This is a genomic window from Paenibacillus sp. FSL M7-1046 (assembly GCF_038007405.1).
GTDB lineage: Bacteria > Bacillota > Bacilli > Paenibacillales > Paenibacillaceae > Paenibacillus_AQ.
Genome location: NZ_JBBOXB010000001.1, coordinates 3305778 through 3325050, shown reverse-complemented (window position 1 = coordinate 3325050; position 19273 = coordinate 3305778). Strand labels below are relative to the sequence as shown.

General features: G+C 50.2%; 22 protein-coding genes and 1 rRNA gene. 3 read left to right on the top strand and 20 right to left on the bottom strand.

The annotated features are described in order from the left end of the window. Positions 1-20: 20 nt before the first annotated feature. Positions 21-1576 (bottom strand): 16S ribosomal RNA (locus tag NYE29_RS14625). Between the two features lie 491 nt (positions 1577-2067). Continuing rightward, entirely contained in the window at positions 2068-2943 is an 876-nt protein-coding gene (locus tag NYE29_RS14620) for a nucleotidyltransferase-like protein (protein WP_340896514.1), read from the bottom strand. Between the two features lie 129 nt (positions 2944-3072). Here NYE29_RS14620 and NYE29_RS14615 point away from each other — a divergent pair, with 129 nt between their 5' ends. Continuing rightward, the gene (locus NYE29_RS14615) at positions 3073-3438 is read left to right on the top strand and encodes a DUF2614 family zinc ribbon-containing protein (protein WP_076113357.1); all 366 of its coding nucleotides are present in this window, start codon (positions 3073-3075) and stop codon (positions 3436-3438) included. 78 nt (positions 3439-3516) lie between these two features. On the opposite strand, the gene NYE29_RS14610 is transcribed toward NYE29_RS14615, so the two are convergent. From NYE29_RS14610 to NYE29_RS14525, 18 genes are all read right to left on the bottom strand, one after another. After that, on the bottom strand, positions 3517-5238 hold the full coding sequence (locus NYE29_RS14610; RefSeq protein ID WP_340896513.1) for a glycosyl hydrolase family 18 protein: 1722 nt from the start codon (positions 5236-5238) through the stop codon (positions 3517-3519). Positions 5239-5491: 253 nt separating this feature from the next. Then, positions 5492-5923: a Fur family transcriptional regulator gene (locus NYE29_RS14605; protein WP_038596527.1), complete on the bottom strand. Its 432-nt coding sequence runs from the start codon at positions 5921-5923 to the stop codon at positions 5492-5494. Between the two features lie 124 nt (positions 5924-6047). After that, complete coding sequence (locus NYE29_RS14600) at positions 6048-7970, bottom strand: DUF4097 family beta strand repeat-containing protein (RefSeq protein ID WP_256718225.1); 1923 nt, start codon at positions 7968-7970, stop codon at positions 6048-6050. Between the two features lie 36 nt (positions 7971-8006). Then, a complete protein-coding gene (locus NYE29_RS14595; protein WP_076113355.1) occupies positions 8007-8477 on the bottom strand; it encodes a GNAT family N-acetyltransferase in 471 nt (156 codons plus the stop codon). Between the two features lie 94 nt (positions 8478-8571). Then, complete coding sequence (gene gatB / locus NYE29_RS14590; RefSeq protein WP_038596532.1) at positions 8572-10017, bottom strand: Asp-tRNA(Asn)/Glu-tRNA(Gln) amidotransferase subunit GatB; 1446 nt, start codon at positions 10015-10017, stop codon at positions 8572-8574. A gap of 40 nt (positions 10018-10057) precedes the next feature. Beyond that, positions 10058-11515, bottom strand: a complete 1458-nt coding sequence (gene gatA, locus NYE29_RS14585; RefSeq protein ID WP_076113354.1) for an Asp-tRNA(Asn)/Glu-tRNA(Gln) amidotransferase subunit GatA — start codon at positions 11513-11515, stop codon at positions 10058-10060. A 24-nt stretch (positions 11516-11539) separates the two neighbouring features. Further along, positions 11540-11827 carry an Asp-tRNA(Asn)/Glu-tRNA(Gln) amidotransferase subunit GatC gene (gatC, locus tag NYE29_RS14580; protein ID WP_038596536.1) on the bottom strand — a complete coding sequence of 96 codons (288 nt, stop codon included), beginning with the start codon at positions 11825-11827 and terminating at the stop codon, positions 11540-11542. A 377-nt stretch (positions 11828-12204) separates the two neighbouring features. After that, the gene (locus NYE29_RS14575; RefSeq protein ID WP_038596538.1) at positions 12205-12588 is read right to left on the bottom strand and encodes a hypothetical protein; all 384 of its coding nucleotides are present in this window, start codon (positions 12586-12588) and stop codon (positions 12205-12207) included. A 159-nt stretch (positions 12589-12747) separates the two neighbouring features. After that, a complete protein-coding gene (locus NYE29_RS14570; RefSeq protein ID WP_076113353.1) occupies positions 12748-13518 on the bottom strand; it encodes an ABC transporter permease subunit in 771 nt (256 codons plus the stop codon). After that, complete coding sequence (locus tag NYE29_RS14565; protein WP_076113352.1) at positions 13515-14429, bottom strand: ABC transporter ATP-binding protein; 915 nt, start codon at positions 14427-14429, stop codon at positions 13515-13517. The genes NYE29_RS14570 and NYE29_RS14565 overlap by 4 nt, the downstream gene beginning before the upstream one ends. Further along, on the bottom strand, positions 14429-14620 hold the full coding sequence (locus tag NYE29_RS14560) for a PLD nuclease N-terminal domain-containing protein (protein ID WP_038596544.1): 192 nt from the start codon (positions 14618-14620) through the stop codon (positions 14429-14431). Before NYE29_RS14560 ends, NYE29_RS14565 begins: the two co-directional genes overlap by 1 nt. 61 nt (positions 14621-14681) lie before the next feature. Then, complete coding sequence (locus NYE29_RS14555; protein ID WP_076113351.1) at positions 14682-14900, bottom strand: hypothetical protein; 219 nt, start codon at positions 14898-14900, stop codon at positions 14682-14684. Then, the gene (locus NYE29_RS14550; protein WP_076113350.1) at positions 14897-15220 is read right to left on the bottom strand and encodes a YxlC family protein; all 324 of its coding nucleotides are present in this window, start codon (positions 15218-15220) and stop codon (positions 14897-14899) included. Before NYE29_RS14550 ends, NYE29_RS14555 begins: the two co-directional genes overlap by 4 nt. Beyond that, positions 15210-15743: an RNA polymerase sigma factor SigY gene (gene sigY / locus NYE29_RS14545; protein WP_340896509.1), complete on the bottom strand. Its 534-nt coding sequence runs from the start codon at positions 15741-15743 to the stop codon at positions 15210-15212. The genes NYE29_RS14550 and sigY overlap by 11 nt, the downstream gene beginning before the upstream one ends. Before the next feature lie 57 nt (positions 15744-15800). Next, entirely contained in the window at positions 15801-16022 is a 222-nt protein-coding gene (locus NYE29_RS14540; RefSeq protein ID WP_076113348.1) for a hypothetical protein, read from the bottom strand. A 184-nt stretch (positions 16023-16206) separates the two neighbouring features. Beyond that, entirely contained in the window at positions 16207-16842 is a 636-nt protein-coding gene (locus tag NYE29_RS14535; protein WP_340899719.1) for an MBL fold metallo-hydrolase, read from the bottom strand. After that, on the bottom strand, positions 16843-17409 hold the full coding sequence (locus NYE29_RS14530) for a thioredoxin family protein (RefSeq protein WP_076113347.1): 567 nt from the start codon (positions 17407-17409) through the stop codon (positions 16843-16845). After that, positions 17406-18020, bottom strand: a complete 615-nt coding sequence (locus NYE29_RS14525; protein WP_076113346.1) for a DedA family protein — start codon at positions 18018-18020, stop codon at positions 17406-17408. The genes NYE29_RS14530 and NYE29_RS14525 overlap by 4 nt, the downstream gene beginning before the upstream one ends. 231 nt (positions 18021-18251) lie before the next feature. Between NYE29_RS14525 and NYE29_RS14520 the strand changes: the two genes are divergently transcribed. Next, a complete protein-coding gene (locus NYE29_RS14520) occupies positions 18252-18587 on the top strand; it encodes an autorepressor SdpR family transcription factor (RefSeq protein WP_076113345.1) in 336 nt (111 codons plus the stop codon). A 2-nt stretch (positions 18588-18589) separates the two neighbouring features. Then, entirely contained in the window at positions 18590-19243 is a 654-nt protein-coding gene (locus NYE29_RS14515) for an SdpI family protein (protein WP_076113344.1), read from the top strand. Positions 19244-19273 lie beyond the last annotated feature (30 nt).

Genomic DNA, 19273 nt, shown 5'->3' with positions numbered 1-19273 from the left:
CAGGTGACGATTCTCCATAGAAAGGAGGTGATCCAGCCGCACCTTCCGATACGGCTACCTTGTTACGACTTCACCCCAATCATCTACCCCACCTTCGGCGGCTGGCTCCCTTGCGGGTTACCCCACCGACTTCGGGTGTTGTAAACTCTCGTGGTGTGACGGGCGGTGTGTACAAGACCCGGGAACGTATTCACCGCGGCATGCTGATCCGCGATTACTAGCAATTCCGACTTCATGCAGGCGAGTTGCAGCCTGCAATCCGAACTGAGACCGGCTTTGCTGGGATTGGCTCCACCTCGCGGCTTCGCTTCCCGTTGTACCGGCCATTGTAGTACGTGTGTAGCCCAGGTCATAAGGGGCATGATGATTTGACGTCATCCCCACCTTCCTCCGGTTTGTCACCGGCAGTCACTCTAGAGTGCCCAGCTCGACCTGCTGGCAACTAAAGTCAAGGGTTGCGCTCGTTGCGGGACTTAACCCAACATCTCACGACACGAGCTGACGACAACCATGCACCACCTGTCTCCTCTGTCCCGAAGGCCGCCACTATCTCTAGTGGATTCAGAGGGATGTCAAGACCTGGTAAGGTTCTTCGCGTTGCTTCGAATTAAACCACATACTCCACTGCTTGTGCGGGTCCCCGTCAATTCCTTTGAGTTTCAGTCTTGCGACCGTACTCCCCAGGCGGAGTGCTTACTGTGTTAACTTCGGCACCAAGGGTATCGAAACCCCTAACACCTAGCACTCATCGTTTACGGCGTGGACTACCAGGGTATCTAATCCTGTTTGCTCCCCACGCTTTCGCGCCTCAGCGTCAGTTACAGCCCAGAAAGTCGCCTTCGCCACTGGTGTTCCTCCACATATCTACGCATTTCACCGCTACACGTGGAATTCCACTTTCCTCTTCTGTACTCAAGCCACCCAGTTTCCAGTGCGACCTCAGGTTGAGCCCAAGGTTTAAACACCAGACTTAAATAGCCGCCTGCGCGCGCTTTACGCCCAATAATTCCGGACAACGCTTGCCCCCTACGTATTACCGCGGCTGCTGGCACGTAGTTAGCCGGGGCTTTCTTCTCAGGTACCGTCACTCCGGTAGCAGTTACTCTACCGGACGTTCTTCCCTGGCAACAGAGCTTTACGATCCGAAAACCTTCATCACTCACGCGGCGTTGCTCCGTCAGGCTTTCGCCCATTGCGGAAGATTCCCTACTGCTGCCTCCCGTAGGAGTCTGGGCCGTGTCTCAGTCCCAGTGTGGCCGTTCACCCTCTCAGGTCGGCTACGCATCGTCGCCTTGGTGAGCCGTTACCCCACCAACTAGCTAATGCGCCGCAGGCCCATCTCCTTGTAGCAGATTGCTCCGCCTTTCATCCTCCGTCCATGTGAACAAAGGAATTATCCGGTATTAGCTACCGTTTCCGGTAGTTATCCCAGTCAAAGAGGTAGGTTGCCTACGTGTTACTCACCCGTCCGCCGCTAAGTTAATCCGGAGCAAGCTCCTTCATAACTCCGCTCGACTTGCATGTATTAGGCACGCCGCCAGCGTTCGTCCTGAGCCAGGATCAAACTCTCCAAATTGGTATTTAGAAAGAGCGATTGCTCATTTTGAAACATCTGACGAGAATTTACATTCTCACGATGAAATTTCTAAAGCGTATAAATACGCTGTGAAACTCATCAGTTTTGGATCTCACTTGCGTGATTTCCATACTCACTCGTTGTTCAGTTTTCAAAGATCAAGTTCTTGTTTTTTGTTGTCGGCGCTTGTCAGCAGCGACCTTTATAATATATCACGGCGACCTCGTTTTAGTCAACCTTTTTTTTAATTTCTTTTTTCGGTTGATTTACGCTTGCTTTGCAGCTTGTCATTGTGTCTGAGGGCCGAGTTATAATTTAACACACCATTAACATAAGAGTCAACTATAAATATTCCCTGCGTTTATCTTCTCATTCAGAAACTGTACAAATAAAAAAAGAGAGCGCCCGGCCTCTCCCTATCCTACAGCATATGCTCTTTGGTCGAGTGGAAAATCCCGTTATGGATAGCCACTCTATCCTGCTCTTTATCTTTACCGGGTGTAACGCACCGCATGACCGTCACCGGCATCATCCGCCCAGGAAGTAATCTCTCTTATTAGTGAACGGGAAACAAGCTTGCGCAATACAAGCGGCAGTTCAGCTTCCAATTGGCTGAGGCCCGAATGCTGCAGTAATTCTTTGATACTCCATGATTCCTTTCGGCTGCCCAAGATATTCAAAAGCAATCCGCAACAATCAGACATCTTCGACATTAGGGCAAATTCACAAGCAAGCAGAATCAGTTCGACTCGTTGATCCAGAGTTTCGGTACTCACCGTAAGCTCTTCATACAGCTTGTGAACAGGGGTGTTTAGACTCTTGACTTGTTCCCATACTGCAGGGTCGGAAAAAAAACCCGCTTCACTGACTTCAATCCGCGCCCAATGATACAAAGCAATCAAAACACAGTTGTAGGCATCCATGGTACAGTTTGCTTCCAGATATCGTTTGGATTTAACATACATATGCAGAAAGCGGGCAAATTCCATAAACAGTACCCGCTCTCTTAGCGTGCCCTGGAATTGCATGATCTCCCTGCGCATATCCCCTAATATTCCCTTAGGGTCCCAAATCACATCTCCAGCAATTAAGCTGGTAAGAAGTTCATTGTTATCACCCGCCATTACAGCCCGCTCCAAGGCAGATAAGCCTACATGCACAGACTGCGTGCGCCGGTCACCGGCAATGGTATGGGTTATAGTGCGTTCTTTCTCTTCATCTTCATGCAGCATCAGCACTACCATATCGAAGTCATGAAGAAGCGCACTCTGAAACGGAGCATTACCCTTCCGCCTCAAAGTGACAGCTCCCAGAACATTCTCATCAAACGTTTCTCCACTCAACAGGGTCAAATTGGATAGTTCCATACTTCCCTCCATCAAATTTGGCGATTTTGCGTCCAGTCAGTTATAATCCTCTTAAATAATAATATTCTACATATTCATATCAGTTCCTCCTGGACGACCGAACTATATTTTAGTTAGGAGTAAATACTCATGAAGCTAAAATCGGCTAAAATCAATGCTTTTCGCACCTGGGGACTGCTGCTCACCATGCTCGGAATGGGACTCATGATTCTGGGAACGGCAGGCATCGTATTCTGGGGATCTGCAGGCAAAGTATTCGCTGCAATCGGTCTGGTCATCGGCCTGATCTCCATGATGGCAAGTCTCGCCATCTACTTCTGGGCAGGCATGCTATCGACCAGCGCAGTCCAGCTGGAATGTCCGGAATGCCACAAACTGACCAAGATGCTCGGGAAAACAGACCGCTGCATGTTCTGCCATACCCTTCTGACAAGGGATCCGGAGCAGGCTACGATAACTGCAGAGCAGCTCGAAACTCAGCAACTCAAGCAATAACGACAGCCAATGAATGAATCATACAAACAAGGGGCTCCCAGACGGGGAGCCCCTTTGTTATCTTACTGACAGAATATATTATTGATGAATTGTTTGCAGGGTCTCCCAGGCTTCCTGATTGCCCAGGCTGCGTGTCCAGGAGGCCACTCCGCCAAGTCCAAACGATTTGGCAAGTTTAACTCTCCCTTGTAGTGAAAGCTTATCCTCTATCCATATTTTGCGGAGAATTCCGTCTTCCTTGTACTCAACGTAATTCTGTCCCGCATCCTTATCAAGCTTTGGTGTCAGCTTCTTCTCAGTAAGAATCTCCTGAACCGCATTCATGCTCACGGCCTTGGAGCTCACCTTGGTTTTACCCTTTTCTGTTGTTTCCGACCAGATACGGGTATACAGCGGCACACCGAGAATCAATTTCTCGGCAGGCACCTCGTCTTCCTCGATAATGCGGCTGATGGAGCTCTCCACCCAAGGCAGCGAGGACACAGAGCCCGACTTTGGACTGGATGCCCAGTGCTCATCGTACGCCATGACCATCATGAAATCAACGACTGTACCGAGTGCACGCCGGTCCAGAAACAAAGACCACATTTCACTCTTTGATTTAGGCGTCACATCAATGGAGACAATGAGATTTTTGGCTTGAGCCATTGGCTTCAGCTCCCGCATAAACTGCGTAACATTCTCACCGTCTTTGGTGTATACATTCTCAAAGTCGATATTGATACCATCCAGATCATATAAATCAGCAAACTCCAGCATTTGTACGATCGTATTCATCCGCTTCTCATAGCTCGCTAAGGCCTCAGTCGTCAGATCGGCATCAAAGCTGTTGCTGAGCAGAGCCCAGACTTCCATGTCCTGCTTGTGCGCCCACTGCACGTAAGCCTTGTCCGCTTTACTGCGCACATTGCCCTGCACGTCTACAATCTCAAACCACGTAGGGCTGACCACATTGACTCCGGGCAATTCACCGAACTTAGCCGGATCCGGTTTACGCTCGTATACTGCTTCCCAGAACAGATTTACCGGCTTGCCCTTCCAGTTGCGTTCTGCTCTCGACGGTGTGGAAGTTTTTTCTTCTACAGTTTTTTGCCCGTCTGACAGAATGTCACCGGCTTTGGCATATCCCGTGTAACCACTGCTCAGCTGCACATACAGCCAGTCCGGGTTGTCAGCCTTCCAGATTCTCACCACGGCTCCCGGAGGCATATCCGCGATAATGGGGGCATGAATCGACGCCTCGCTGCGCAGTGCCTTCGTTCTGTCGCCTTCCTCACCCTTCACTTTGCCCAGCGGAACCGTCTCCCCGGCAGTCATCAGCAGTACAGCTCCGGTATCACTATCCTCTTCTACCTCAAAACCATATAGATCTTCGAGGGTGTCGGCCGGAAGATAGGTCACTCCATCCTTTTCTTCAGGAGCAAGCCGAAGCTGAATCGGCTGGTTGTTCAGGCTGGCGGAGGTTGAATTCTCTTGCATATATAGAAGTTCGCTCTCAGTTGAAAGAATGGCTGATTTGCTCTCCTCTTCATAACGAATGGAAGAATCCACATACTTCTGCAAAAGCGGCAGCGGCAGCAGCAGACTCTCTCCTGTACCGTTAGCGTTAAAACCTGTAAACTCTCCTTTGACAAAAATGGGGTGTTCCATCCCTTTCCAGTCAGGATCAATATGCTGCCGATTCGGCAGTACATAAAATACAATCCAGTAAGCAGCGGCGGCTATTATGACGAGCCCTAATAAACGGCGAAAAAGACCTCCACGCTTCTTGGTGCGTCTTTGTCTCTGTCTTCTGTCCAAAATGTATCCTCCACATATTTAGTTAATTTTTGAGTGCGCGTATAACCAATCTTAAGTATACGCTATGTGAGTCTCTTTGGTTGCGAAAATCTACTGGAAGTTATTCATAGATTAAGTAAGCCATAGCAGAATTATCAAAAAAACGTGCAGCCTCCGCTTCCGGATTCCGCACGTTTTGGAAAAACCGGCAAATCTCCTGCAGTCCGAAACATCGCAGTCGATTATACCCATAATGTTATTCTAATCTGTTATCTCAATGCTTCTTGTCGCTGCAGCATTTGCATACACCGTACAATTCCATCCGCAAACCATGGATTTTAAACTCTGTAGCCTGTTCGGCAGCCTGCTCCACTTCATGCAGCGAGGCGTAGCTGAAATCTTCGATCTTCCCGCACACCTGGCAGATGACATGATAATGATCGGATACATTTGCATCAAAACGGCTTGAATTGTCACCATAAGTCAACTCGCGAACCATACCGGCTTCCATGAACATCTTTAGATTGTTGTATACAGTTGCCACACTCATGCTCGGAAACTGCGGCTCAAGCGCACGGTAAATATCGTCTGCCGTAGGATGATTCAACGCTTCCATCAGATACGTAAGAATCGCATGACGCTGAGGCGTAATACGGACACCGGTAGTCTTCAGTTGTTCCAATGCATGCTGTACGCCACTACCCATCAATTCCACCGCCTTTAAAATAAAAACATAATAAAGCTATAAAGTAATTGTAAGACCGGACTTTCGATGTTGTCAACGGAGTCGATACATTATATTCATTATTATATAATAAAAATTACTTTTTTCAATATTTCCTCACATTTAGGTTGCTGTTTCCTTCTACGCGCAGTTTGAACTCGCCATTGCCGATTTTGCCGGAAATTGTCTTTTTGTCGATAGTCAGCTCTGGCAGGTCGGTGTCGATATCTCCATAACCGCTGGATCCATCCACCTTATAATCGCCGAATAAAGGCACGTAAAGATCAATGTCGCCAACTGCGCTGTAAATATCCCAGTCACCGCCGACGAACTCCGATCGGGCATTAATTTTGCCATTTAGGGATTCAGCATGCAGTTTAGTCATCGCACCGTCAATTGCCAGATTGCCATTCTTGCTGGACAGATCCACTTCGCCACCGTTGCCGGATGCCGTTATATTGCCTACAGCGGTCGACAGCTTCAATGCCCCTGTAACATCCCAAGCCGCCATATTTCCGCCGCTCGTTGACATCTCAACGTCCCCTTGAACCGTTCTGGCGCGAGCTTCCCCGTTTAGTGTCTTTCCTTTTACATTTCCGTATATGCGGTATAGAACAATCGCGCCGTTGCCGGTCTCCAGAGAGATATCCTCAATGGCTTCCACATTCTGCAGCGTAATTCCGCCATTCATCGTCCGCACCTCCAGATTAAAGCGGCGGTCCTCCGGAAGCGAAATGTCAAGATCCATGCGCGGCTGGCGTTTCCCGGAGTCTCCATAAGTCTTAGTTTTTGGGGTGACTTTGATGTTAGAACCCTCAATGACCTCCACAAAGGACTGCTCCGATATCGCCTCTGCCACTGCACCATCAAGCTGATCCACCCATACTGTAGCCGTGATTTCAATATCCTCTACCGGGGCTCGGTGGATCATAATGTCGCCGTTGATGGCATCAACAGTTAGTTTGGAGGTGCCCAGCTCAACCGGTACGATTAATGGGGGCTTTTGAAAATGGCTGCCCTTGGCTTCGCCGTAATCCACTGCTGCAGCGGTAAGGTTAAGGCTGACCCGGTTCCATAAATGCAAATAATGCTCCTGCTCTGCCACGATAAATACACTGGCGGCCAAAATAACGGATGAGAACAGCCCGCGCAAATCCATCCGGGCTCTTGAACCATAGGCAGTCTGACCTCTGCGGCCTGAGAAAAAGTAAATGAGCAGGTATTCAGCACCCCACAGCACCGGTATAACGGGCCACCATTTTAACAGCAGCAGCATATTATGTGTTCCATCTCTTGCATCCATCAGCAAAAGAACGCCGACACTGGCAAGCAGGACTGCAGCCGTATATCTGCCGACACGGCGGATGCGCCGCTCATTGCCTCTGCTCCTGGATAATCCCTTCGCAACCTCACGGACTCCCAGTAAAAAACCGCCGACGATCAGCACCGCGGCAATTACCGTTCCCGCATAATCCTGAATGAACATTTGCAGCCAGGCCGGCTTCTGCCGGAACAGGAACAGCAGCACTCCGCCAAAGAGCAGCATCAGGCCAAACGAGATTCCCGGCTCACTCACCAGGGTACGGCGTTTGACATATTTTGAAGGGGTTGGCGTTTCAGTGTCCTCTTCCCCGGGAAAGCGCAAAATCCGGTCAGCAGACTGCAGGGCATCAAACACATTGTAGAAATACAGCACCGGAATCATCAGGGCCAGCAAAATCAGCAGCGGAACGTTGATCTGCATACCGATGGACGAAAAATACAGCAGCGCCGCAATATCAAGCAGGATAAGAAAGATGAAAGAAATCCCTTTGCGGAGAAGCCCGAAATATAGATGTCCCGTCCCCGGAATTATTGCGGACAGCAGTCCGGCAATAAATTTGCGTTTACGATGGGGACGGCGTTTTGGACGGGGCGGGATTGAGGGCTTCTTCTGCTCTATCCCGTCATCTTGCTCCTGTGCAGTTGTATCATATATTCCTTCCTCTGTCGGGAGCTTGGCGGAATCATCTTTCTGTTCAGGACTCATTTCGGGCTCCTCCTTCCATAAAGAATTGTATTACTTTCAAAGCATACCACTCCGATAAAATTCAATCAGTTCCACACCCGGTGCTACTTCCTCTAGTCCGGCTGGAATAAAGCCATGTTTGGTATACAGTGTAACCGCAGGAATATTGAGCTTCCCTGTAGATACAATAAACCGCTCCATTCCCGGATAATGGGCAAAGATAAATTCCAGCAGGCTTCCGGCCACCCCTTGGCGGAAATACTCAGGACTCACCATCATTCGGGTCACAGTCAGCTTGCCCGGTGACTCTTCCAGCACGGCAACAGCCCCCATCAGATCCCCGCTGCTGTCGAAACGGCCGTAGAAATCCTCCTGAGACTGGCTCAGCATATCTCTGGTCTCCAGCAATGGCGGGATTTCATGGAATCCGATCATCTCCGCTTCCAGCCGGTAAGCTTTATGCTGAAGGCTCCATAGCTCACTAAGAATGATCTCATCCTGCAGATCAAGCTTGATAATTGTGTTCATCCGCACAGTCCCCTTATATGCCGCTTAGGGCCTGCCGTTGCCGACAAGCCCTGAGCTAATAATCCTATAGTCTACTATTACCCAAAAGCGGGATCTAGCTGTTCAAAACTTCAGCCAGCAATGTATTTACCAGACCCGGGTTGGCTTTGCCTTTGCTTTCTTTCATAACCTGACCTACCAGGAATCCGATTGCCTTCTGCTTGCCAGCCTTGTAATCCTCCACCGATTGCGGATTTGCAGCCACTACATCCTCAACGATTTTTTTGATTGCGCCTTCGTCGCTGATCTGGACAAGTCCCTTCTCCTCAACGATTGCACCCGGCAGCTTTCCGCTTTCCAGCATTTCCTTGAAGACGGTCTTGGCAATCTTGCTGCTGATCGTTCCGCCTGAAATCAGGCCGATCATTTCACCCAGACCCTGCGGCGTAATCTTCACCTGGGACAATTCCAGATTGCTGCCGTTCAGATAACCCAGCAAATCGCCCATCATCCAGTTGGCCACAGCCTTGGCATCCTTTGTGTACGCAAGGCAGCCTTCAAAGAAATCGGCCAGCGGTTTCGAGGAGGTCAGCACACCCGCATCATAAGCGGTAAGGCCATATTCCTCACTGTACCGCAGCTGGAGGGCATCCGGGAGCTCCGGAATCGTAGCCCGGATGGACTCTTTCCAAGCATCATCAATATGCAGGACAATGAGATCCGGATCTGGAAAGTAGCGGTAATCGTGAGCTTCTTCCTTGCCGCGCATGGATAACGTCTTGCCCTGCGCTTCATCCCAGCGGCGGGTCTCCTGCACGACGATACCGCCATCATCCAGGATTTCCCCTTGGCGGAATTGCTCGTACTCCAGACCGCGCAGCACACCCCGGAAGGAGTTCATGTTCTTAAGCTCCGCACGGATGCCGAACTCTTCCTGACCTGCCGGCCGCAGGCTTATGTTCGCGTCGCAGCGCATGGAGCCTTCTTCCATCTTCACATCGGATACGTCACAATATTGCATAATGGCCCGAATCTTCTCCAGATAAGCGCGCGCCTCTTCAGGAGAGCGCAGATCCGGTTCAGAGACAATTTCGATCAGCGGTGTGCCTACCCGGTTGAAATCGACGAGGGAAGCAAATCCGCCGTCTACATGAGTCAGCTTGCCCGCATCTTCCTCCAGGTGCAGGCGGGTGATACCGATCCGTTTGGTTTCACCGTTCACTTCGATATCGATCCAGCCGTTCAGACCGATCGGCTGGTCATATTGCGAGATCTGATACGCTTTGGGCGAATCGGGGTAAAAATAGTTCTTGCGGTCGAACTTGCTGACATCGCCGATGGTGCAGTTCAGCGCCATGGCTGCTTTCATCGCATATTCCACCGCCTGGCGGTTCAACACCGGCAGCACGCCGGGATGACCAAGACAGACGGGACAGGTGTGCGTATTGGGCGGAGCGCCAAATTCTGTGGAGCAGCCGCAAAAGATTTTGGACTTGGTATGAAGCTCCACATGAACTTCCAGCCCGATGACCGTTTCGTATTTAGACATAAATGATCTCATCCCTTAAAAGTTTTGTGAGCCTAAGCTTCGAAGACCGCAATTATAGTTGTGGCTGTACTTTATGATGATCTGTATGTTGTTCAAAAGCGTGTGCAACACGCAGTACCGTGCTCTCATCAAATTCCTTACCGATAATTTGCAGACCTACAGGCAGGCCTTCGGCAAAACCGCAAGGGATGCTGACGGCAGGAATGCCGGCGAGACTGACCGGAATGGTCAAAATATCATTCAAATACATCGTGAGCGGATCTTCCGTCTGCGAGCCCAGCTTGAAAGCTGTAGTTGGCGCAGTAGGTCCGATGACGACATCATATTTTTTAAATACTTCGTCGAAATCCTGCTTGATCAAGGTGCGCACTTTCTGCGCCTTCAAGTAATAAGCATCATAATAACCGGAGCTGAGCGCATAAGTGCCGAGCATAATCCGGCGTTTAACTTCCGGCCCAAACCCGTGGCTGCGGGAATTATGGTACAAATCAAGCAATCCGCCGCCGTTATCTATACGCGCACCGTAACGCACCCCGTCAAAACGGGCCAGGTTGGAAGACGCCTCCGAAGAAGAGAGCAAATAATACGCCGCCACAGCATATTCGGTATGCGGAAGAGAAACCTCTTCCCAGACCGCACCCAGACCTTCCAGCACCTTAAGTGCAGACAGCACACTCTCACGGACGGAGGCATCAACACCTTCTCCGATATACTCCTTCGGCACAGCGATGCGCAGCCCGGAAATATCACCGGTAAGTGCGCTTAAGTAATCGGGGATATTCACTTTGGCCGAGGTGGAATCCTGGGCGTCGTATCCGGCAATGGCCTGCAGCACATAAGCGGAATCCTCCACCGTCCGGGTAAGCGGACCAATCTGATCGAGCGAAGAAGCAAATGCCACCAGGCCGTAACGCGAAACCAGACCATAAGTCGGTTTAAGTCCTACCACACCGCAATACGAGGCAGGCTGGCGGATAGAACCGCCGGTATCGGAGCCAAGTGCAAAGAAGACTTCACCGGCAGCTACCGCAGCTGCCGAGCCGCCGCTGGAGCCCCCGGGAACACGTTCCAGATCCCAAGGATTACGTACAGCCCCGTAGCTAGAATTCTCATTGGAGCCGCCCATAGCGAACTCGTCCATGTTCAGCTTGCCGATGGTTACAGCATCGGCCTGACGCAGTTTGGAAACAACTGTTGCATCATAAATCGGCTGAAAATTGTCCAGAAACTGGCTGGCACAGGTCGTGCGCAGTCCTTTGGTCACAATATTATCTTTAATTCCTGCAGGAAGACCAAACAGCAAACCGCGCGCTGCACCGGAAGCCAGCTTGTCGTCCAGAGCACGTGCAGACAGCCGCGCGCCCTCCTCATTTAAAGTTAAAAATGCATGCACCTTCCCGTCACGCTCGGTAATGGCAGCCAATGATTCTTCCGTCAGTTCGCTGACCGAAATCTCTTTGCTGTGCAGCATGTTATGTACTTCGGGTAGTCGATATTGAAACAGGCTCAACTTTCTTCCTCCTCTCTATTGTCGTTATTCCAGAACTGCCGGTACTTTGAAATGTCCGTCTTCATGTTCAGGTGCGTTAAGCAGAGCTTCTTCTTGGGAAAGGCTCTCCTTTACGACATCGTCCCGCATCACATTGCTGACCTGCAGCACATGCGTTGTCGGCTTCACATGCTCCGTGTCAAGTTCGTTCAATTTCTCCGCATATTGTAAAATAGCATTCATTTGTTCAGTAAAAGTAGCCTCTTCTTCCGGGCTTAACTGCAGGCGGGCCAGCTTGGCCACATGCTGCACATCTTTGACGGTAATGCTCATAAGAAATATCCCTCCTGTTTAAAGGGCTAAAGCGCCCGGATAACGTTTTTAATTATATTGTAGAAGCCTGGACAATTCAATGAGCTTGTCATGTTCATAAAGCTGCAATTCGAACAACAGCTAGTGGCGCTACAGGTTGTGGGTACATGAAACAAGAAAAAACGGCTATGGCGTCCTAATAGGGACGGCAGCCGTTTCTGCAGAAATATAAGGATAAAGCATTACGTGCACCCTATAGATTCTTACATTTTAAGAAGAAACGGACTTGCAGTCCTCTTAGGACTGGCAGCCGCTTCTGCGAATAATAGAAGGATCATTTATGGCGTGGAACATATAAATTCTTCTATTTCAAAAAAGCCGGCTTGCGCCGGCCTTACCTAAATCCAAGCGCGAAGATTCACCTGTTTGATGAATTCCGCCTGGGACATACTTTCCGTAGACGTCGTTTCCGCCTCTTCTGCTTCCATGTCTTCGCCGTTCATCAAATGATGAAACAGCTTCTCATTGTATGTCGACAAAGCATAGTCGATCAATGCTTCATGCGTTGCTCTCTCAGCCTCTACCACCAGCAATTGTTCTTCCGCCTCAATATCCTCTGCCGTAACATAAAAATTCCTGTTTGCCTGAGGGACACGAATGACATAATCAAACGCATTGTCAGGATTGCGGTCGTAAGCAATCAGGTAGCCGTAGTCTCCAATAGGAAGACTCTGCTCAAAAGCGTCTGCAACAATGACAATTTTCTCTCCTAAACGCAGCATCGTCCTACCTCCTGAGCCAAAATCTATCATGGTTCTACTTGTTTCAACAGTCTACTAAAAAAAGATAGAGCTGTCCAGCAGCAGGAGGAGAGTTCAATGAAATTTTCCTTGAAATTTTCAGAAATGTCGAGAAAAAGCAACATTTTTCTTATTTTTCCGTCAAACTGGGAGTTTATTCCTGGACGTTAACAGAGCAGACCCGGCAATGCACAGCGCAATCAGCACGGCTGCTGAGAGAAAAGGGCCTACTCCAGCTGTGCCGCTGTCTATAAGGACTCCGGCAGACAATCCAGGCAGCGCAGCCATCGTCCAAGCAAGCTGGGTTGGCAGCAGACTATAGGCAAGCGATACCCCTGCCACGAGCGCCAGGGCAAGAAACACAGCGGCAGGTCCACGAAGGAAGGAGCTGAACAACAGTGTCAGTGAGACGCCGCAGAGCAGCCATAGCCCATAGATTCCGGTTGCGGCTGCAACCTCACCCCAGGCAAGCGGACCCATCAGTGCTTCCGTGTAATACCCTGCCCCCGCCGCGCCCAGTCCAAGCGCAGTCACAAGCAGGGTCAGCTGCGCAGTCCATTTGGCGATGATAATGACCATCGGAGTAACCGGCTTGGCCATCAGCAGCTCAGCCGTTCCGCTGCTCCGTTCTCCCGCCAGTGCATTCATGGTCCCAAGCGCCAGAACCAGTATGCCAATCGTTCCATATTGGCCAAGCGCTTGCGCCATTACCGCAGCTGCCTCCGGCATTTCAAAGCTCTCCAGCATCCCCGCCGGCACATTTGCGGAAGCTTCCAGAATATCGCGCATGTAATAGGTCACAAGCGGCTGCATAATGCCCAAGATGATAAATACAATCGGTATCCAGATTAGTTTGTAGCTTCGCAGCGTCTCGAGCATTTCTTTCGAGTATAAAGTCCAGAAACTTCTCATGAGCCCACCACTTTCATGAACAGGTCTTCCAGCGTGGAAGAGCCTGCTTCGAATTGCAGCAGCGGAATATCCAGTTTGCCAGCTTCCTGCAGAATCTCCCGCCGTGCCAGTTCTACATCGCTCACATTAAAAATGGCTTTACCTGCAGTAATCTGCGACTGAACAATAAAAGGTTTATGCACAAGGCCCTCCAGCCACCGGAATGCCTTATCCTCTTTCTCTGTATATAGTCTGATAATAGGAAGACTGTACTGTGAACGGAGATAGGATAATGTCCCCTGCTCGGCTATCACACCACGGTTCATTAATATGATATCATCGCATATCTCTTCGGCATCATGCAGCACATGTGTAGAAAAGATGACCGTCGTCTCTTCACGGATCTCCCGCAGTAGTTCCATCACTTCCCGCCGTCCAATCGGATCAAGCGCCGAGACCGGCTCGTCAAGCAGCAGCAGCCGTGGGCGGTGCACCAGTGCCTGCGCAAGACCGAGCCGCTGCTTCATTCCGCCTGAATACCCGGAAATCCGGCGGCGCGCCGACTCGCTGAGACCTACCCGCTTCAGTGCGGCGGCCGACCTCTCGGCTGCTTCTCTGGAGCGCATGCCGCTCAGCTTCGCGGCAAAGACAACATATTCCTGTCCGCTCATCCAGTTGTAAAAAGCCGGGGATTGCGGCAAATACCCCAGTGCTTTGCGGTAATCTGCTCCCGGACGATTGCCGGCAAAGGATATCTCCCCCGACGTAGGCGGTAGCAGGCCCGCAAGCATGCGCAGCGTTGTGGTCTTGCCTGCTCCGTTTGGTCCCAGCAAGGCGACACAGCGCCCGGATTCGATCTCAAAGCTTATACCATCTACAGAGATATGTCTGCCATACCGTTTATGCAGATCGGCAACCTTAAGCAGCGGCATCAGTTCTCATTCCTTCCTGCTGTAAAATAAGCGATACTGCCCAACAGATTGCCAAACACTATTATAATAATCCACATCCATTTCGGACCCCGCACTTTCTCCGCTCTGGCCAAAGATATCAATCCGACAATGGCCAGCAAGATCTGAAGTGCAAGCAACGGCCAAACCAAACCCCAATTCACTTTGTCCATCCCAGCATCCCCCGTTCTATTCATCGCATACAGAAGGAACATTCCTGACACCCTGTATTGATTAATCCCGCTTTCTTCTTCGTCTATCTGGCAGAATCACAAACAACAGGTAGCAAACTGCCGGCGTGGGTATTCCGGTAAGACCCCAGACTCCCCAGAACCATGCCATGCCACCTTCGCCTCTCTTCTGCGCATCCCGGAATATCCATGTCCCCTGCAGCATCAACACGGCAGCTAAGCAAATCCACAACCATAAAGGCACATCCTTCAGTTCACTCACTCTTCCGTATCCTCCCGCCGCAGTCTGATCCGCGAAACCCCCAGACTGCCAAGTGCCGCGAGGGGGAATACCGCCTGCAGTACCCAATAAAATACAGGGGCTGATCCCAATGCACTCAGAATGATACTGAGCACAATCAGAGCCAGGCACAAAAACAGCAGCAGCTCATTGCGGCTCTTACGGCGCCTGCGGAGGGTCTCGGCGGCAATGAGTTCTTCCATAACCAACAAGGATGGCGGCGAAATGTCATCAAATTGCGCATCCAAAATATTCAATTCTGCGTTCAACTGGACCAGCAGTTCTTCATCATCAGGTTTCATCCTCATTCAGCTCCTTTCGCAGGTGGTTAAGGCCGGCAGACACACGTGATTTGACTGTGCCCGATGGGACTTGCAGAATCACACCGATTTCTTCATAGCTGTAACCGTAATAATGCTTCAACAGTACCGCTATCCGCTGAGGTGAGGGAATCCGGGAAAGCGCATCAAGCAGCTCGCTCCATTCTATATTCCGGCTCTCAAACCGCCAGCGGATGGACAACACGCCCTGCTCCTGGCGCCGCCACTCCGCTTCACGTTTCCATCTCCGCTTCCGGTCGATATATAGACGGGTAGCGATCGTGATCAACCATGAAGAAAAAGAAGAGGAACCATCGTAGCTTCTAATCTTCTCCATGCATCTGACCATAGTATCCTGGGCAAGCTCCTCGGCGAGCAATGGGTCCATGGTGACCTTGATTAGGTATTTGTACAAAAAGCTGTAATGCTCCCGCAGCAGTAACGCAAGCGCCGAAGCATCGCCCTGCTGTGCCAGCTTGATTCTCTCCAGCATCACGTCGCTCATTGATCCCTCCATGCTTCCTTCATTCACACCGTAATACGAATAGCTATATCAATTCGTTCATTCGTGATCCAAATTATTTTGCAGCTCCCAAAGTCTCCGCCGCCAAGGCTGAACTGCACCTTTCCCTCCAGGGAAATGCCAGAATAAAGTCCGCTCCAAACCGTCTGGAGTTCTGCCGAGAGCAGAAAGCTCCGTTTCTTCCCCTTTACCGACTGCGAAGATTTCACTTGCTGTATCTGGCTTTCCATCGTCCATCTGGTAATGTATATCGTTCTTCAAGCCGCTTCCTCCCATGCAATTCAACCTATTATGTAGACAAAAAAAAGAACGCAAACCGGGATTATTCCACAGTCTGCGTGCTTCGCGAGGTAAATGTTACATTTAATTAACATTATTGTAGCAACTTTGTATCTTTATGTCCATCTCTATTTTCCCGGTTCATGTCGCATCCAAGAGAATAAGGTCACTGCATGGGAACGTAAGGATTGCGGAGACGTTCAAAGCCGATGGTTGTCCGCGGACCATGTCCCGGATACACCTTCACTTCTTCATCCAGCCGGTACAGCTTCCCGCGGATGGAGTCAATTAAATCCCGCTCTCTGCCGCCGGGCAGATCGGTACGTCCGACCCCCAGCTTAAACAGCACATCCCCGGAGAACAGATCATTTCCACACAGGAAGCTTACACTTCCCGGAGAATGCCCGGGGGTATGCATCACCCGGAAGGTGAGGCCCAGCAGCTGCAGAATCTGTCCTTCTTCCAGATCATACTCTGCAGGATCTGTACTAATCGGAGGCGAGGCTTCCGGCCACATCAGTGAGCCGTTCAGCTTGGGACTGCTCAGCCATTCACTCTCCAGAGGATGAACATAGACAGGACATTTCTTGGCTTTGCGTATTTCATCTACGCCGCCGATATGATCAAAATGGGCATGTGTCAGCAAAATCGCTTCAATCTCCATGCCTTCTATAGCCCGCACAAGACCGGCGGGGTTCATACCGGGATCGATGATGATGCCACGCCCCGGATCTGCCCCGGTCAATAAATACGCATTGGTCTGGAGCGGCCCTAGATTATAGGAACGTATATTAAGCATAATTTAAAAGCCGGAGATCAGGCTGCGCAGCTCTCCCGCGATAACTGCGTGCGATTCCGTTCCTTCCCCGTAGGCTTGTCCCATCGCCTTGCGTACTTCGGCAATCTTGCTCTCGTAATCCGCGGCTTCGCGGTCGGGATTCTCCTGTTTGAATGCAGCCATCAGAGACTGTACATGCTCGGGACGTGGACCCCAATGACCGAGCACATAACCTCCAGTATCAGCAAAGATGACAATCGGCACCGATCTGCCGCCCATCGTCAGGAAATCATCCATGACATCCTGATTCTCTTCCAGAATCAGCACTTCAGTCTTAATCCCCGCTGTCTCAAGAATGCGGAATACAACCGGCACATTACGCACTACGTCACCGCACCAATCGGCAGCCAAGATCAGCACCCGCAAATCATCACGATGGTTCAGGCTCTCAAAGTATTCCCGGTCGCTTTCGTTATCCCAGGCAAACTTCTCATACCAGGACTCAAATGCCTGCTGATTCTTCGTCATCGCTTCCACGAACTGGCGCGGAGTAAGACCTTGACCAAATTTATGGGCTACATTCTGCTTCATACTGCACTACCTTTCTTCTTGGATTTGTACCACTTGAACAGAAAATATATAACGATAATGGCTATTGCAACGAGAATCAGCTCATGGGTATACTTGGCCGCAACCTCGTCAATCGTCTCCCATTTGTCACCCAGAGTGTAGCCCAGGTAGACAAACAGTGCGCTCCATGGAATAACTGCGAGAGTGGTCAGCAGAGTGAATTTGCCTAACGGCATACGTGATATCCCTGCCGGCACGGAAATGGCATGGCGGACAATCGGAATGAAGCGGGCCGTAAAAATAACACCGGTACCGTACTTGTTGAACCATTCCTCGGAATGATCAATATGCTTCTTCTTGATAAAAATATACTTCCCGTATTTCTCCAGCACAGGTCTGCCGCCATAACGGCCGATCCAATACACAAAGATCTGGGCAATGACCCCACCCACCGTTCCAAAAAGAACTGCGCCAAAAAAGTTAATCTGCCCTTGCGAAACCAAGTATCCGCCAAAAGCAAGCACAATCTCACTCGGTATTACTTCAATCATGAGTCCGATCATAATCCCGAAATACCCAAGACTCTGAATCCACTCAAACAACTGCGAGACCAGATCAGAAAAAAAATGCAATGCAGCTCCTCCTCCCGTATTTGCGGAATTAGGCTTAGCGCCCTTCAGGCTCAGACGAACAACGCTTCCGCTCTATGTATCCAGCTTCTTCTAGCCTATTCTAGCATATGCGGCCTTACGACTTCTACTTACGAAGATGGAATCTATGGCATTCAACAGATTGACAATTTATGAAATCAGTGCAATTATACATTTAGATAATTATTTAAATATCGAAAGGTCGGATCGAAAATGAATGAATCCTTCAAAGCGCTTGCCGATCCTACCCGGCGGCAGATCATCCGGCTGCTGCGGGAAAAAGACCGCACTGCCGGAGAAATCGCCGATTATTTTCAGATGTCAAAACCAAGCATTTCGCATCATCTCAGCGCACTGAAGCATGCCGGTCTGGTGCAGGATGAACGGAAGGGACAGTTCATTATTTATTCCCTGGATACCACTGTGCTTGAAGAGGTGCTTGGATGGTTCCTGGAATTGACCGGCACGGGAAAAGGAAGTGCACCAGATCATTTACCTGCAGAAGACGGCAAAAGGCAACACAACCATTCTAACTCGGAGGTTGAGTAAAGATGAAAAATTTCAAATGGAAGTGGCAGGACACACTAATAGTCATTTTGGGGCTTCTTTCTCTTGGTTATGCGCTCATTAATTATGGCAAACTGCCTGATCAGCTCCCTGTCCAGTTCGGCATTACTGGAGAGGTTAACCGGTACGGGAGCAAAGGGTCGGCGATTGCACTGCTGGCATTCATGGGCCTGGCATTTCCCATTGGAATGCAGTTCATACGGAATATCGATCCCAAGAAAGAGAATTACCGGAAATTCGAAGGTGCTTATAAAATGATCCGCCTGGCTATCGCGGTGCTCGCCGATACTGTACTTGTCCTAACCGTAGCCAGCAGTCTTGACCAAAATATTCCGGTCAGCAAATTAACTATGGTAGCAGTTGGCCTGCTGTTCATTGTTATTGGAAATTACATGCCGCAAGTTAAAGATAACTATTTCACCGGCATCCGCACCCCATGGACGCTGGCCAGTCCGGAGGTATGGCGGAAAACTCACCGTTTCTCAGGGTTCATGTGGATGCTGGGCGGGCTGCTGATTGCACTTGGCGCATTTATGCCAAAAATCCTGTCCATCAGTATGATTATCGCGGCCTTGCTGATCGCGACCATCATCCCGTACGTCTACTCCTGGTTCACCTCTCAGCGGATGAAGGCATGAGAGTAGGCCTGCCGGCTGCATTCCATATAG